Source organism: Actinoplanes sp. L3-i22, from assembly GCF_019704555.1.
In the GTDB taxonomy this organism is placed as follows: domain Bacteria; phylum Actinomycetota; class Actinomycetes; order Mycobacteriales; family Micromonosporaceae; genus Actinoplanes.
The window spans coordinates 1,689,246-1,702,873 of record NZ_AP024745.1 but is presented as its reverse complement, the minus strand read 5'-3'; the positions used below and the strand labels follow the sequence as shown (position 1 = coordinate 1,702,873).

The window sequence follows — 13,628 nt, the reverse complement described above, 5'->3', positions numbered from 1 at the left end:
GCGCCGCAGCAGCCGCAGCAGCCTCAGCAGCCCTGGAATCGGGACGGGGGCGGGCCTCGGCCGGTTTCGCCGGCTGGGCAGCGTGGTTTTGGGCCTGGGCAGCAGCCTGGGGCTCGGGGTGGGGCTCAGGTTCCCGGTGGACCGCAAGGCCCTGGTGGGCCGCAGGGTCCCGGTGTTCCGCCTGGGCAGCAGGGGCCTGGTGTTCCGCCTGGGCAGAATCCGGCTGCGGGACAGCAGCAGCAGCGGTTCGGTGGGTTTTCGCCGCAGCATGAGCAGCAGCGTCCGCCTCAGCAGGGTGGGCCCCTTCCCCAGCGTGGCGGGCCGCAGCAGGGCGGGCCTCAGGGCGCTCCCCAGCACGGCGGGCCGCAGCAGGGTGGGCCTCAGGGCGCTCCTCAGCACGGGGGGCCGCAGCAGGGTGCGCCTCAGCATGGTGGGCCGCAGCAGCAGGGGCCACAGGTTCGGCCGGGCTTTGGGCCCGGGGCTGGGCCTCGGCCGGTTTCGCCTGGTGGGCCGACCTATGGGAGTGCGCGGCCGGCTCCCTCGGAGGCGTTCCCGAATCGGGCGGGGCGTAGTCCTGACTCGCCGTTTGATCTTCGGCCGGTTCCGCAGGATCGGAACAGTCCGGCGCCGGCGCGGCCGGCGGCTCAGCCGACTCGGATGACGCCGCCGCAGCCGACGGTTGCTCCCGCGGCGATGTATCCGGGTGGGCCGGTCCGGCCTGGGCAGGGTCACCCCGGGCAGGCTCCTTTGGTGCCTGGTCAGGGTGCTTCGGCTCCGGTCTCCGGCATGGCGTCAGCTCCGGTCTCCGGCATGGCTTCCGCCCCGGTCTCCGGCATGGCGTCAGCTCCGGTCTCCGGCATGGCTTCGGCCCCGGTCTCCGGGATTGCCTCGGCTCCGGTTTCCGGGATCGCCTCGGCTCCGGTTTCCGGCATGGCTTCCGCGCCGGTCTCCGGGATTGCTTCGGCTCCGGTTTCTGGGATTTCCGCGCCGGTGTCCGGTCTCGCGGCGCCTGGTGTCGCGCCCGTGTCCGGGATGGCTGGGCCGGTGCCCGGCGTCGCTCCGGTGTCCGGGATCGCCGGGCAGATGTCTGAGCGGCGGGCCGACGAGTTCCGCCAGATGGGGCCGCAGGGCGGGGCGAACTTCACGGACGAGTACGAGGAGCGGACCCGGCCGTTGGATCCGCGGCGGGCCGGGCATCAGGTGCAGTCCGGGCTGGCCCGGCCGGTGGACCAGCCGCCAGCCGGTGGGGACGAGCCGACCCGGCCGTTCGATCCGCGTCGGGCGGATCTCGGGGCGGCCGGTACGCACGGGCCGGGAACGGATCGGCCCTACCTGCCGGAGGAGCGCACTCAGGCGGTGGACATGCGGCGGGTGGACCTGGGCTCGCCCGGTCCGGCTCAGCCGCGGCACGGTGGGGTGCAGGTCCCGCCGCAGGATCACACGCAGGCGATCGACCCGCGCCGGGCCGGACCGAACATGCCGGGGGCCGGTGTGCCGTCCGCGCCAGGGACCGGCGGAAACTTCGCCCCGGGCGGCGGAATCTCGGCTCCGGGTGGCCCCGTTGCGGGCTCCCCGGCCCCGGGCGGCTCCGTTCCGGGCGGCCCGAGTGCGGGCAGGCCGAGCGCGGGCAGCCCCGTTACGGGCGGGCCTGCTGCGGGCGGGCCGAGCGCGGGCGGGTCTGCTGCGGGTGCGTCGGCGACAGGTGGCCCGAGCTCGGGCGGGCCGGTCGCGGGGGCGCAGGGCGTCGGGATACCGGCTGTGGAGGCGAGCGCGCCGACCACCGGTGTGCCGTTCGCCGCGGAGGGCACGCCGCCGACGGGTGTGCCGCTCGTGGCGGGCCGTGGTGGGCCTGCTTCGCCGCAGCCGGTTGCCATGCCGGAGCCCGAGGAGCCTCGCGGGCTGGGGTGGCTGCTGTCGATGAGTGGGCTCGGTGCGGAGACGCCCGTGCCGGATACGTCGCCACTCGCGCCGGAGCCGGTTGTCGAGGTGGAACCGGTGAAGCCCGCCGGGTGGTTCGCCGGGGAGGCCGCGGCTCTCGCCGCAGCGGCTGCGGCGGCTGCTGCCGAGGCGGCCGGTACCGCGGACGAGTCTGTCCACCAGATCGCCGTCGATGCCGCGCTGGCTGCGCCGATCGAGAGCGCTGCCACGCCTGCCCAGGCCACGCCTGCCCAGGCCACGCCTGCCCAGGCCACGCCTGCCCAGGCCACGCCTGCCCAGGCCACGCCTGCCCAGGAGATTGTCGATCTCGGGGCGGGGGCCGGCGATGTCGAGATCACTCAGGCGCGTCTGACCCTTGACGCGGCGGATCGTGGCGCCGCGGTGGACCAGCCCGAGATCACGTTGACCCACCTGGTCACTGAGCCGGTGGCGCATGCCGCCGCTGACGTGAACGACGTCGAGATCACCCAGGCGCGCCTCACGCTGGAGGACGCTCCGACCTCCGGCACCGGGGAACGTTCGGCTGTGGAGTCGGCCGGCGAGGCAGCGGTTGATCTTGCGGGGTCGGCTGAGGCGTCTGCGGAGGACGGTGGCTCCGAGGTGGCGCAGCACGGCCACGCTCGGGCCGAGGACACCTACACGAACGAGATTCCGGAGTGGATCGCCGCTGCTCAGGCTGGGTATGGGCGGCACGAGCGGGCCGGGGTCGAGGAACGGCCGGGGCGGCATGAGCAGCCGCACGCCGCGCACCTGGCCGGCGCGCACGTCGCAGCCGCCGAGCCGTCGACGGACGAATCCGACCTGATCGGCGCTGCCCCGGTTGCAGCCGAGGCCGCGGATCAGCCGGTGGCTGCCGAAGAGCTTACGAACCAGCCGGTCAGCGCCATGCCCGTCAGCGCCATGCCCGTCAGCGCTACGCCGATCAGCGCCGCGCCGATCAGCGCCATGCCGGTGAGCGCCGCACCGGTCAGCGCCATGCCGGTCAGCGCCGCGCCGGTCAGTGGCATGCCAATCGCGGCTACACCCGTCAGTGGCATGCCAGTCGCCGCCGCGCCCGTGAGCGCCGCGCCGATCAGCGCCATGCCGATCAGCGCCGCGCCCGTCAGTGGCACGCCCGTCGCCGCCGCGCCTGCCAGCGCCGCACCGATCAGCGCGATGCCGGTCAGTGCCGCGCCGGTCAGTGGCATGCCCGCGGGCGCCGCTCCGGTCAGTGCCACGCCTCTCGACACCATGCCTGCCAGTGCTGCACCCGTCAGTGCTGCGCCGATCAGCGGAGGGCCGGTCAGTGGCCGGGCCGTCGAGGTCGAGGGTGCGGAACCGGCCGGGCCGAGGGCTCCGATGTGGCCGCGGCTCGCCGCGGACGGCTTCGGGGCCGGGGCTGCCGATGGTGCCGTGGTGGCGGAACAGCGAGACGGCGGCGTCTCGGCCGGGTCGGTGAGTGCTGGTGCGGGGCCGGCGTCCGGGGACGTCCACGACACGTCCCTAGCGGGGTCGACCGCTGCGCACCACCACAGCGGGACCGGGCCGGCCATCGCGCTCACCGACGACACCGCGACCGAGACGTCCGCCGTCGTCGAGACCATCGTTGATGCGCCGATCGCCGACGGAACGGACAACGGGTCCGCGCCGGTCGATACCGGCACGAGCGGGGAAACTCCGGCTGCCGACGCCCACGCGGAAACTCCGGCCCCTGAGATCGCCGGGATCACGGAAACTCCGGCCCGCGAGGACGCTGGGATCGCGGAGACCCCGGTTTCCGGGAGTGCTGCTGGGACGGGCGCCGGGGCGGCTGAGAGCTCCGACGCGGCTCCGGACGCCGCCGACGCGACCTCGGTGCGGGGTGCGGACTCCGGCGCGGCTGCAGGGGCTGCTGGGGGACGTACTTACGGCCGTACCGGCGAATCCGGGGGAAAGCGCGAGGAAAGCGCGGACCTTGACCCGCAGGAGGTCGTCGCGCCGATCCGGCAGCGACGGGACCAGAGCGCGCCCGCGGACCGCCGCCGCGCCGACCCGGAGCAGATCCTGGCGGCCTACCCCTGGATGTTCGATCCCGCGACGCTGCGGGAGCAGGTCGACGAGCCGGAGCGGCTCTGGGACGTCGCGGACCGGCTGACCGACCGGCTGGAGTTCGCCGAGCGGGACAACGTCCGGGCCGGGCTGCTGAGCCTGCGCGCGGTCGTCTCGCGGGTGCTCGGGGAGCTGGACGACGCGCTGGCCGACGGCCGGGAGGCGCTGCGGCACGCCGAGGCGTCCGGCGAGGCGCGGTCCGTGTCGGTGGCGCAGGCACGGCTCGCGCACGTCCTGCAGTGGCGGGGCGAGTTCGACGAGGCCGACCGGCTCTACGCGCGGGCCGACTCGGCGGAGCTGCCGGCCCGGCTGCGGGCCGAGATCCGGGAGCTGGCCGGGCGGTCCGCGTACGAGCAGGGCCGTTTCCTGGAGGCGGTGAACCACTTCGAGCAGGCCCTGGACCTGTGCCAGGGTGGCGATCCGGAGCTGGTGGAGCGGATCGAGCTGGCCCTGGACGTGATCTCCCGGCGGTCCGGGGACGACGGCTGGGGTCCCTACCCGCGTCGCCGCGAGGAGCTGCTGAGCCTGCCGGCCGCGCCGTTGTTGCTGCCGGACGAGGGCGCCGGGCTGTGGGGGTACGCGGCGGCCGTCGAGCCGCGGTACGCCCAGGCGCAGCCGTTCTCCGAGGGGGTCGCGTGGGTGCGGCGCCCGGAGTCACCGGCGTGGGAGCTGATCGGGCCGGGCGGCGAGGTGCTGATCGGCGCCGACTCGGGCTATCTGGCCGCCGACCGGTTCTCCGAGGGGCTGGCCTGGGTGACCCGGGACGCCGAGGGCGGCTGGTTCGCGATCGACCGGGAGAACCGGCTGATCGTGCCGGGCGGGTTCGAGGACGTCCGGCCGTTCCGGCGGGGCCTGGCCTTCTTCCGGCGCAGCGGCTGGGGTGCGATCGACCGGCACGGACGGATCGTGGTGCAGCCCAAGTGGCGGCAGGTGTCCACGGTGCTGAGCACCGGCGGGCCGATCGACGGCTTCAGCGACGAGGGCTTCGCGGTGGTCGACGGCGGCGCCGGCTTCGGCGTGATCGACCGGACCGGGCAGCAGGTGATCACGCCGGCGCACAAGGCCGTGGTGATCCACCCGTCGGCGTTCCTGATCGCCGACGAGGCGGGCCGCTGGGGCGCGCTGGACCGGCAGGGCCGGCCGCTGGTGGAGACCCGGTACGTGGAGCGCGCGGAGGCGATCGACGAGGTCCGGCGACTGCTGCCGGACGTGCGACCGGTTCTCTAGTGTTTCGATAGGGTTCGAGGCATGGAGTTCCGTCATCTCGGCCGTTCCGGCCTGCTGGTCAGTGAGATCGCCTACGGCAACTGGATCACCCATGGGTCCCAGGTCGAGGAGGACGCGGCGCTCGCCTGCGTGCGCGCCGCCCTCGAGTCCGGGATCACCACGTTCGACACCGCCGACGTCTACGCCGGCACCCGGGCCGAGGAGGTGCTGGGCCGGGCGCTGAAGGACGAGCGCCGCGACGGCCTGGAAGTGCTCACCAAGGTCTACTGGCGGACCGGGCCGGGCGCGAACGACAGCGGCCTGTCCCGCAAGCACATCATGACCTCGATCGACGGGTCGCTGCGCCGGCTGGGCACCGACTACGTCGACGTCTACCAGGCCCATCGGTACGACCACTTCACCCCGCTCGAGGAGACCATGGAGGCGTTCGCCGACGTGGTGCGCTCGGGCAAGGCGCACTACATCGGCGTGTCCGAGTGGGACGCCGCGCAGATCCGCGCGGCGAAGACGCTGGCCGACGAGCTGAAGATCCGCCTGGTGTCCAGCCAGCCGCAGTACTCGATGCTGTGGCGGGTGATCGAGGCCGAGGTGGTGCCGGCGTCGCAGGAGCTGGGCCTGGGTCAGATCGTCTGGTCGCCGATGGCGCAGGGCGTGCTGACCGGCAAGTACAAGGCGGGCGAGCAGCCGCCGGCCGGGTCCCGGGCCACCGACGAGAAGTCCGGCGCCAACTTCATCGCCCGCTGGATGACCGACGACGTGCTGAACACGGTCGCCCGGCTGCGGCCGCTCGCCGACGAGGCCGGGCTGACCATGGGCCAGCTGGCGATCGCGTGGGTGCTGAGCAACCCGAACGTCTCCGCGGCGATCATCGGCGCGTCCCGGCCCGAGCAGGTCCGGGACAACGTCAAGGCGTCCGGGGTGAAGCTGGACGACGGGCTGCTGAAGGCGATCGACGAGATCGTCGACCCGATCGTCACCCGGGACCCGGCGCTCACGACCAGCCCCACGAAGCGGCCGTAGAACGATTACGCGCGTCGTTGACGAGGGCGTCGAAGCTCTCGTCAACGACGCGCGCGGGCGCTCAATTCCAGAAGCGCATCAGGTCGAGCCCTGCCGCGATCAGGCCGGTGTTCAGCCCGAGCGACTCGGCGAGCCAGCTGACCAGGTCGGAGAAGTACGCCCCGAGGCTGGTCGTCCAGAGCGCCACGAACAGCAGCATGAAGCCGAACGGGGCGAACGTGTCCCAGGCCCGCCGGTACGCCGGGCTGAGCCAGGGCCGCAGGATGCTGCCCCCGTCCAGGCCCGGGATCGGCAGCAGGTTCAGCACGCTCGCGGTGATCTGCAGGTACGCGACCACCGAGAGTGCCTGCCAGAAATCGACGTGACCGGAGACCGCGAACGCGCTGCTACCGGCCTCGAAGATGTCCGGACCCAGGCCGAGGAGGAACGGCGCGGCCGCCACCACCGCCAGGATGACGTTGGTGAGCGGCCCCGCCACGCTGATCAGCGAGTCCTTGAGCCTGCTGTTGATGTACCGGTGATCGATCCAGACCGCGCCACCGGGCAGGCCGATGCCGCCGAGGATCACCACGACCACCGGCAGCACGATGGACAGCAGCGGGCTGGTGTACTTCAACGGGTTGAGCCGCAGATATCCCCGCTCGGCCACGGTCAGGTCGCCGGAGAAGAAGGCCGCGACGGCGTGCGCGTACTCGTGCAGGCAGAGTGAGATCAGCCAGCCCGAGACGACGAACAGGAACGCGTCGACGCCCACGTTTCCGAACTTCGTCCAGAGCAGGTAGCCGCTCACCGCGAAGATCGCGACGATGCCGACGAAGACCGGGCTCGGGACGAACGCGTTCCGCGGCGTACGGGTGTAGACCGGTTCGTAGGTCACGTCACTCCGCCGGCTGCAGGCTCATCTGATAGTCGACCCGGTCGTCCTCGACCAGCGTGACCGTGCTGACCCCGGAGGCCTGCAACTGACGCCACTCCTGGCCGATCCAGGACTCGGCGTCGGCCTGACTGCTGAACGTCTCGGCCGGACCGTCGACCGATTTACCGTCGACGTCCTCGTACCGCCAACTCCACGGCATTGAGCCGCCCCCTCACGTCGTACGTCGGTGGCCTTCCACCCTACGGCGTGCGCGTGTGCGACCCGGCTTTAAGGTACGGGGCATGTCCGATGATCGGTGGAACACGGTCCTGGTGCTCGGTGGGATCCGCTCCGGCAAATCCGCGTTCGCCGAATCGCTGGTGGCCGACGCGCCGGCGGTGCGGTATGTGGCGACCGCGATCGGCGGTGAGGACGACCCGGAGTGGCGGGCCCGGATCGAGGAGCATCAGCGGCGCCGGCCGCAGTCCTGGTCGACCGAGGAGACCGGGGCCGACCCGGCCCGGCTCGCCGAGCTGCTGACCGAGGCGAAGCCCGGCGACACGCTGCTCGTCGACGACCTGGGCGGCTGGGTGGCCGCGGTGCTCGACCCGGCCCGGCAGCCCAACGACGACGTGGCCGACGTGACCGCGCTGGCCGCCGCGGTACACGCGTGCGCCGCGCGCGTGGTGCTGGTCAGCCCCGAGGTCGGCCTGTCGCTGGTGCCGGTCACGCCGGTCGGTCGCGCGTTCACCGACGCGCTGGGGACCACGAACCAGGCGCTCGCCGCGGCCAGTGACGGCGTGGTGCTGGTGGTGGCCGGTCAGCCGAGCTGGCTGAAGCGGCCGGCCGCGGCCGAGCCTTCGCCGGCTCCCCGGCCCGTGCCGCTCGTCTCGGCCACGCCCGCGCCGCCCCCGCCGCCGGTCCCGGCGACCTTCGTCACGCCGGCCGCCGACCCGGCGTTCATCGAGACGCCGGTCGAGGCGACCGTCGTGGCCCCGCTGGCCACCACCGAGCCGGTGCTCCCGGTGAGCGACGCGTTCAGCGGCGCCACCATGAGCCTGCCGCTGGTCGCGTCCGGGCTCACCAGGATCCAGCCGGGCATGGACCTGCCGCTGCCGAGCAGCGACGCCGGCCCGGACGCCCGGGAGCGGCTCGGCATGATCGACCTGCCCGGCGCCGGGCTCGGCATGGTCGCCGAGGCCGTCGAGTTCGCCGCCGCCACCCAGGACACCACCGCCCCGCAGCCGTGGTCGTCGGTCCGGGTCGTGGTGATCGCCGGCCGGCACGGCGGCGGCGCCGCGGCCGGCGCCGACCCGCTCGACGTCGAGCGCCGGGTTGCCGAGACCGAGCTCGGCATCGGCCTGCTCGGCCGGCTCGCCGGTCAGGCCGGCGCGGACATCGCGGTGCTGCGCGTGGGCTCCTCCGGCGCGATGGAGGACGGCCCGGTCGCCGCCGACCACGCGGTCGAGGCCGCGCTGCGGCAGGGCTGGCAGCTCGCCGACGAGGCGGCCGACGCCGGCCGGGACGCGCTGCTGCTCGCCGGGATCGGGGTCGGCGTGGAAGCGGCGGCCACCGCGGTGCTCGCGGCGACCACCGGGGCCGAGCCGGCCGCGACCCTCCCCCGGGTGCTGCTGCCCGGCGGACGGTTCGACGACCACGCCTGGATGACCCGCTGTGCCGCGGTCCGGGACGCTCTGCACCGGATCCGGCAGGAACCGCGCGGCGCCCACGACATCCTGCGCGAGCTCGGCGGCCTGGACCTGGCCGTCGCCACCGGGTTGCTGCTCGGCGCGGCCGCGCGGCGCATCCCGGTGCTGCTGGACGGGCCGCTGGGGATCGCCGCCGGGCTGGTCGCGCGGGACCTGGCCGGGCAGACCCGGCACTGGTGCCTGCTGCCCGAGGCGGGGACGTCGGCGCTGGTCAAGCAGGGTGCGGACGTGCTGGGCCTGACCCCGGTCCTGGAGCTCGGGCTGGACCTCGGCGAAGGCGCGAACGCCCTGGCGGCGCTGCCGCTGCTGCGGACCGTGCTGGGGCTCGCCGCGGCGCTGCCGGTGCACCCGGCGCTGCTCGCCGAGCACGGCGACGCGGGCCTGGCCGACGAGCTCGACAGCCTCCGGCCCGAGGACGCCGACGACGGCCTCGACGAGCAGGTCTCCCCGGCCGCCGGTTTCGGCAACCCGGCCGCTGCCGGGGGCCTCGACGACGCGACCACCGTGTTCTCCCGGGAGGACCTGGGCGCCGCCCTCGACGAGGACGCGACCGCCGCGTTCCGCCGGGACGACGACGGGGACACGACCACCGTGCTGCGCCGGGACGACCTGGACGGCCCGGCCGGCCGGCCGTGATCGCGCGGGTGGCCGACGGCCTGCGGCTGGCGGTCACCACGCTGACCGTGCTGCCGGTGCGTGGGGGCCGGGTGGACCGGCCGACCGCGGCCGTGGCGATGGGCCTCGCGCCGCTCGTCGGGGCGCTGCTCGGGCTGGCGATCGCCGGGGTGAGCGAGGGCCTGCGGGCGCTCGGCGCGCCCGGGCTGGTGGCCGGTGGGGTGGCGGTGGCCGCCGGGGCGCTGTTCACCCGGGGGCTGCATCTGGACGGGCTGGCCGACACGGTCGACGCGCTCGGGTCCTACCGGTCCGGCCCGGACGCTCTGGCGATCATGAAGAAGCCGGACATCGGGCCGTTCGGGGTGGTCGCGCTGGCCGTGGTGGTGCTGGTCCAGGCCGCCTCGATCGCGGTGATCCCCTGGTGGGGGGTCGTGATCGCGTGGGCGACCGGGCGGCTGGCGATCTCGGTGGCCTGCCGGCGCGGGGTGCCGTCGGCGCGGCCGGAGGGGCTGGGCGCGATGGTCGCCTCGACGGTGCCGACGCCGGTCGTGCTGATCGCCACGGCGCTCGTGGCAGGCGCGGGCGGGCCGGTGATCGCCGGGCGTCCCTGGCTCGGGCCGGTGGCTGTGGTGGTGGCGCTCGGGGGTGTTCTGCTGCTGCTCCGGCACTGTGTGCGGCGGCTCGGCGGGATCACCGGTGACGTCCTCGGCGCCTGCGCCGAGCTGGCCACCACGCTTGCGCTCCTGACCCTCACTTTCACATAAAAAAGACCCATTCCTGGGTACGTCGTCAGCCCCGCCCCGCCGGCCGACGCCGCGCGGCGCGGCCCGGCCTGGACCAGGCGGCCGGGTCGCGTGGGTTCTTTGAAACCGCGACCACCCGCGGACGTCGCCCTGGAGGGCCTCGCGTTTTTGGGCGCCCCGCGCCCTGCGAGGCCCGGAAGGGTCCCCGCGGGAGCGACGATCAGTTATCGGCCGCAGCCGAGGCAATGAAGATCTTGAAGTTGATCTTTTCTCAGCGGACCGACGGCTGGACGAACGGCGGCTTGACCAGGCGGGCCTCGGTGCGGCGGCCACGGATGTCGATCTCGACGAGGGTGCCGTCGGGCAGGGCCGGCGCGGTGTCGATCAGGGCGAGCGCGATGCCGATCTTCTTCGTCGGGGAGAACGTGCCGCTGGTGGTCTCGCCGATCGGCGTGTCGCCGGCGAGGACCGCCATGTGGCCGCGCGGGATGCCGCGGCCGGTGAGCTCCAGGCCGCGCAGCTGACGGCGCGGGCCGGCGGCCTTCTCGGCGAGGAGGGCGTCGCGGCCCCAGAACGCCGGCTTGGACCAGCCGACCGCCCAGCCGGAGCGGGCCTGGACCGGGCTGATGTCCAGCGAGAGCTCCTGGCCGTGCAGCGGGTAGCCCATCTCGGTGCGCAGCGTGTCGCGGGCGCCGAGGCCGCACGGGCGGACCCCGGCGGCGATCAGCTCGTCCCAGACGGTGGTCGCGACCTCCCAGGGGATGACCAGCTCGTAGCCGTGCTCGCCGGTGTAGCCGGTCCGGCAGACGACCAGCGGGGCGCCGCTGAGCTGGGCGTCGGTGAAGGACATGTAGTCGTGGTCGGTGGGCAGGCCGAGCTTGGCGAGGATCTCCGCCGAGCGCGGGCCCTGGACGGCCAGGATCGCGAAGTCGCGGTGCAGGTCGGTGACGGTGAGGCCGGCCGGGGCCGCGGCGGCGAGCCGGCGGACCACCTCGGCGGTGTTCGCGGCGTTCGGGATCAGGAAGACGTCGTCGGGGCCGTAGAGGTACGCGATCAGGTCGTCCACCACGCCACCGGACTCGTCGCAGCAGAGCGTGTACTGCGCCTTGCCGGGGGCGATCCGGCCCAGGTCGTTGGTGAGGCAGGAGTTCACGAAGTCGGCGGCGCCGGGCCCGAGGACCCGGGCCTTGCCCAGGTGGGACACGTCGAAGACACCGGCCGACTCGCGGACCGCGGCGTGCTCCTTGAGGACACCGCCACCCGCGTACTCCAACGGCATCTCCCAGCCGCTGAAGGGGGCGAGCTTCGCGCCCAGCGCGGTGTGGCGGTCGTGCAGCGGGGAGCGGAAGTACTCGGCAGACATGAGACTCAACTTACCGGTGACCTTGGGGCTGGTTAGAGTCGCGGGGAATACCAAGTGTTTCCCACCAGCCGGGAGCACCGCCCACCGGCGGAACCGGCCGAACGTCGCGGAGAGTCCGAGTGACCCAGCCCAGCCTCAGCCTGGTCGACACCGACCCGGCCGAATTGGCGGTCGATGCCATCGTCATCGGCCTGCACAGCCAGCCCGACCAGGACGGCGCCCTGCTTCCGGCGTCCGGCGCGGAGAGCATCGCCGCCGCCTTCGACGGGAAGCTGACCGCGACGCTCGCCCTGCTCGGCGCGACCGGGGCGCCGGGTGAGGTGACCAAGCTGGCCACCCTCGGCACGATCGCCGCGCCGCTGGTGATCGCGGTGGGCCTCGGCGACGAGCCGTCCGGCTCGGCGCCCGAGCTGGAGACGCTGCGCCGGGGCACCGGCGCCGCGGTCCGCTCGCTGGCCGGCAGCGCCACCGTCGCGCTGGCCCTGCCGCTGCCCGACGACGCCGACGCGCCGAAGGTGCTGCGCGCGGTGCTGGAGGGTGCGCTGCTCGGCGGCTACCGGTTCGCCGGCTACAAGACCAAGCCGCAGAAGAACCGCCGCGACCCGGTGACCGCGCTGCAGGTGCACGTGCCGGACGCCGCCGACGAGGCGGCCGCGGCCGAGCTGGCCCGCGCCGAGGTGGTCGGGCGCTCGGTGCGCCTGGCCCGGGACTGGGTCAACATGGCCCCGAACCTGCTGCAGCCGGCGCCGTTCGCGGACCTGGTCGCGGCCGCCGCCACCGAGGCCGGGCTGGCCGTCGAGGTGCTCGACTTCGACCAGCTGAAGGCGGGTGGCTACGGCGGCATCGTGGCCGTCGGCCAGGGTTCCGAGGCGCCGCCGCGGCTGGTCAAGCTGACCTACACGCCGGCCGGGGTGGCCGAGCCGAAGCGGGTCGCGCTGGTCGGCAAGGGCATCACGTTCGACACCGGTGGTGTGAGCATCAAGCCGGCCGCCGGCATGTGGGAGATGAAGTCGGACATGGCCGGCGCGGCCGCGATCGCCGCCACCATGCTGGCGATCGCCGCGGTCAAGCCCGGGGTGGCCGTCTCCGGCTACCTGGCGATCGCGGAGAACATGCCGTCCGGGTCGGCCTACCGGCCGGGCGACGTGATCACCATGTTCAACGGCAAGCGGGTCGAGGTGTTCAACACCGACGCCGAGGGCCGCATGGTGCTCGGCGACGCGATCGCCCGGGCCTGCGCGGACGGCGCCGACTACCTGTTCGAGGCGTCCACGCTGACCGGCGGGCAGGTGATCTCGCTGGGCAAGCGGGTCGCCGGCCTGATGGGCTCGGAGGAGGCGACCGGCCTGGTCAAGGCGGCCGGCGACGTGGTCGGCGAGCCGGCCTGGCCGATGCCGCTGCCGGACGACGTGCGCAAGGGCATGGAGTCGGAGATCGCCGACATCTGCCAGACGAACGCGAACCTGGACCGGGCCGGGCACATGCTGCAGGGCGGCGTGTTCCTGCGCGAGTTCGTCGAGCCGGGCGTGGAGTGGGCGCACATCGACATCGCCGGGCCGGGCTACCACTCCGGCGAGGCCACCGGGTACTGGACCAAGGGCGGGACCGGCGTGCCGATCCGTACCCTGCTGCACCTGGTCGAGACGCTCTAAAAGGCGGGTGCCGCCGCCCGGGAATCAGGCCGGGCGGCGCTTCTGCCGGGCGTTGTAATCGCGCATCCGCTGCGGATAACCGAGCAGCCGGACGTCGTAGATCGGCATCGAGAGCTGCATCGCGAAACGGCGGGCGATCTCCGGCGACTCAATTCGCCGGCGGGTCCATTCACCGTCGTGTGCCACAAGCAACACGGTGGTCTCGGTCACCGTGGTCCGCGGCTCCACGAACGCCTCCACGCCCCGGCGGGAGCGGAAGAATTGCGTCAGGTGCTCCAGATCAGCCTGATTGACCGGTCGTCCGCCGGGCCCTCCGGTACGGGGGCGACGCCGAAACCAAGCCACTGCTCCTCCTCGCGCTGAATGCCGCAAGGGTACGACGAGCCGACGTGTTGTGGGGCACCTGGCTGCATTGAGCGGGTCTTCAAGTGACAAGAT

11 protein-coding genes are annotated in these 13,628 nt (G+C 73.8%); 5 read left to right on the top strand and 6 right to left on the bottom strand.

The genetic code is table 11. The features are described 5' to 3' along the window. Positions 1 to 758: 758 nt before the first annotated feature. Positions 759 to 1,145 carry a hypothetical protein gene (locus L3i22_RS07865; RefSeq protein ID WP_221326316.1) on the bottom strand — a complete coding sequence of 129 codons (387 nt, stop codon included), beginning with the start codon at positions 1,143 to 1,145 and terminating at the stop codon, positions 759 to 761. Between the two features lie 1,632 nt (positions 1,146 to 2,777). After that, on the bottom strand, positions 2,778 to 3,155 hold the full coding sequence (locus L3i22_RS07860) for a pentapeptide repeat-containing protein (RefSeq protein WP_221326315.1): 378 nt from the start codon (positions 3,153 to 3,155) through the stop codon (positions 2,778 to 2,780). Positions 3,156 to 3,333: 178 nt separating this feature from the next. On the opposite strand from L3i22_RS07860, the gene L3i22_RS07855 reads away from it, so the two are divergent. After that, complete coding sequence (locus L3i22_RS07855) at positions 3,334 to 5,232, top strand: tetratricopeptide repeat protein (protein ID WP_221326314.1); 1,899 nt, start codon at positions 3,334 to 3,336, stop codon at positions 5,230 to 5,232. A 21-nt stretch (positions 5,233 to 5,253) separates the two neighbouring features. Next, a complete protein-coding gene (locus L3i22_RS07850) occupies positions 5,254 to 6,252 on the top strand; it encodes an aldo/keto reductase family protein (protein ID WP_221326313.1) in 999 nt (332 codons plus the stop codon). A 61-nt stretch (positions 6,253 to 6,313) separates the two neighbouring features. Here the strand turns inward: L3i22_RS07850 and L3i22_RS07845 are convergent, their stop codons facing one another. Continuing rightward, positions 6,314 to 7,129: a site-2 protease family protein gene (locus tag L3i22_RS07845; protein WP_221326312.1), complete on the bottom strand. Its 816-nt coding sequence runs from the start codon at positions 7,127 to 7,129 to the stop codon at positions 6,314 to 6,316. A 1-nt stretch (position 7,130) separates the two neighbouring features. Next, on the bottom strand, positions 7,131 to 7,328 hold the full coding sequence (locus L3i22_RS07840) for a hypothetical protein (RefSeq protein WP_221326311.1): 198 nt from the start codon (positions 7,326 to 7,328) through the stop codon (positions 7,131 to 7,133). An 82-nt stretch (positions 7,329 to 7,410) separates the two neighbouring features. On the opposite strand from L3i22_RS07840, the gene L3i22_RS07835 reads away from it, so the two are divergent. Further along, positions 7,411 to 9,453: a bifunctional adenosylcobinamide kinase/adenosylcobinamide-phosphate guanylyltransferase gene (locus tag L3i22_RS07835; RefSeq protein ID WP_255658030.1), complete on the top strand. Its 2,043-nt coding sequence runs from the start codon at positions 7,411 to 7,413 to the stop codon at positions 9,451 to 9,453. Further along, entirely contained in the window at positions 9,453 to 10,196 is a 744-nt protein-coding gene (locus L3i22_RS07830; protein WP_221329841.1) for an adenosylcobinamide-GDP ribazoletransferase, read from the top strand. Before L3i22_RS07835 ends, L3i22_RS07830 begins: the two co-directional genes overlap by 1 nt. Positions 10,197 to 10,446: 250 nt before the next feature. On the opposite strand, the gene gcvT is transcribed toward L3i22_RS07830, so the two are convergent. Continuing rightward, positions 10,447 to 11,538, bottom strand: coding sequence for a glycine cleavage system aminomethyltransferase GcvT (gene gcvT / locus L3i22_RS07825; RefSeq protein ID WP_221326310.1), 1,092 nt, complete (start codon positions 11,536 to 11,538; stop codon positions 10,447 to 10,449). A gap of 119 nt (positions 11,539 to 11,657) precedes the next feature. Here gcvT and L3i22_RS07820 point away from each other — a divergent pair, with 119 nt between their 5' ends. Beyond that, positions 11,658 to 13,190, top strand: a complete 1,533-nt coding sequence (locus tag L3i22_RS07820; RefSeq protein ID WP_221326309.1) for a leucyl aminopeptidase — start codon at positions 11,658 to 11,660, stop codon at positions 13,188 to 13,190. A 24-nt stretch (positions 13,191 to 13,214) separates the two neighbouring features. On the opposite strand, the gene L3i22_RS07815 is transcribed toward L3i22_RS07820, so the two are convergent. Then, on the bottom strand, positions 13,215 to 13,535 hold the full coding sequence (locus L3i22_RS07815; RefSeq protein WP_221326308.1) for a hypothetical protein: 321 nt from the start codon (positions 13,533 to 13,535) through the stop codon (positions 13,215 to 13,217). Between the last annotated feature and the right edge of the window lie 93 nt (positions 13,536 to 13,628).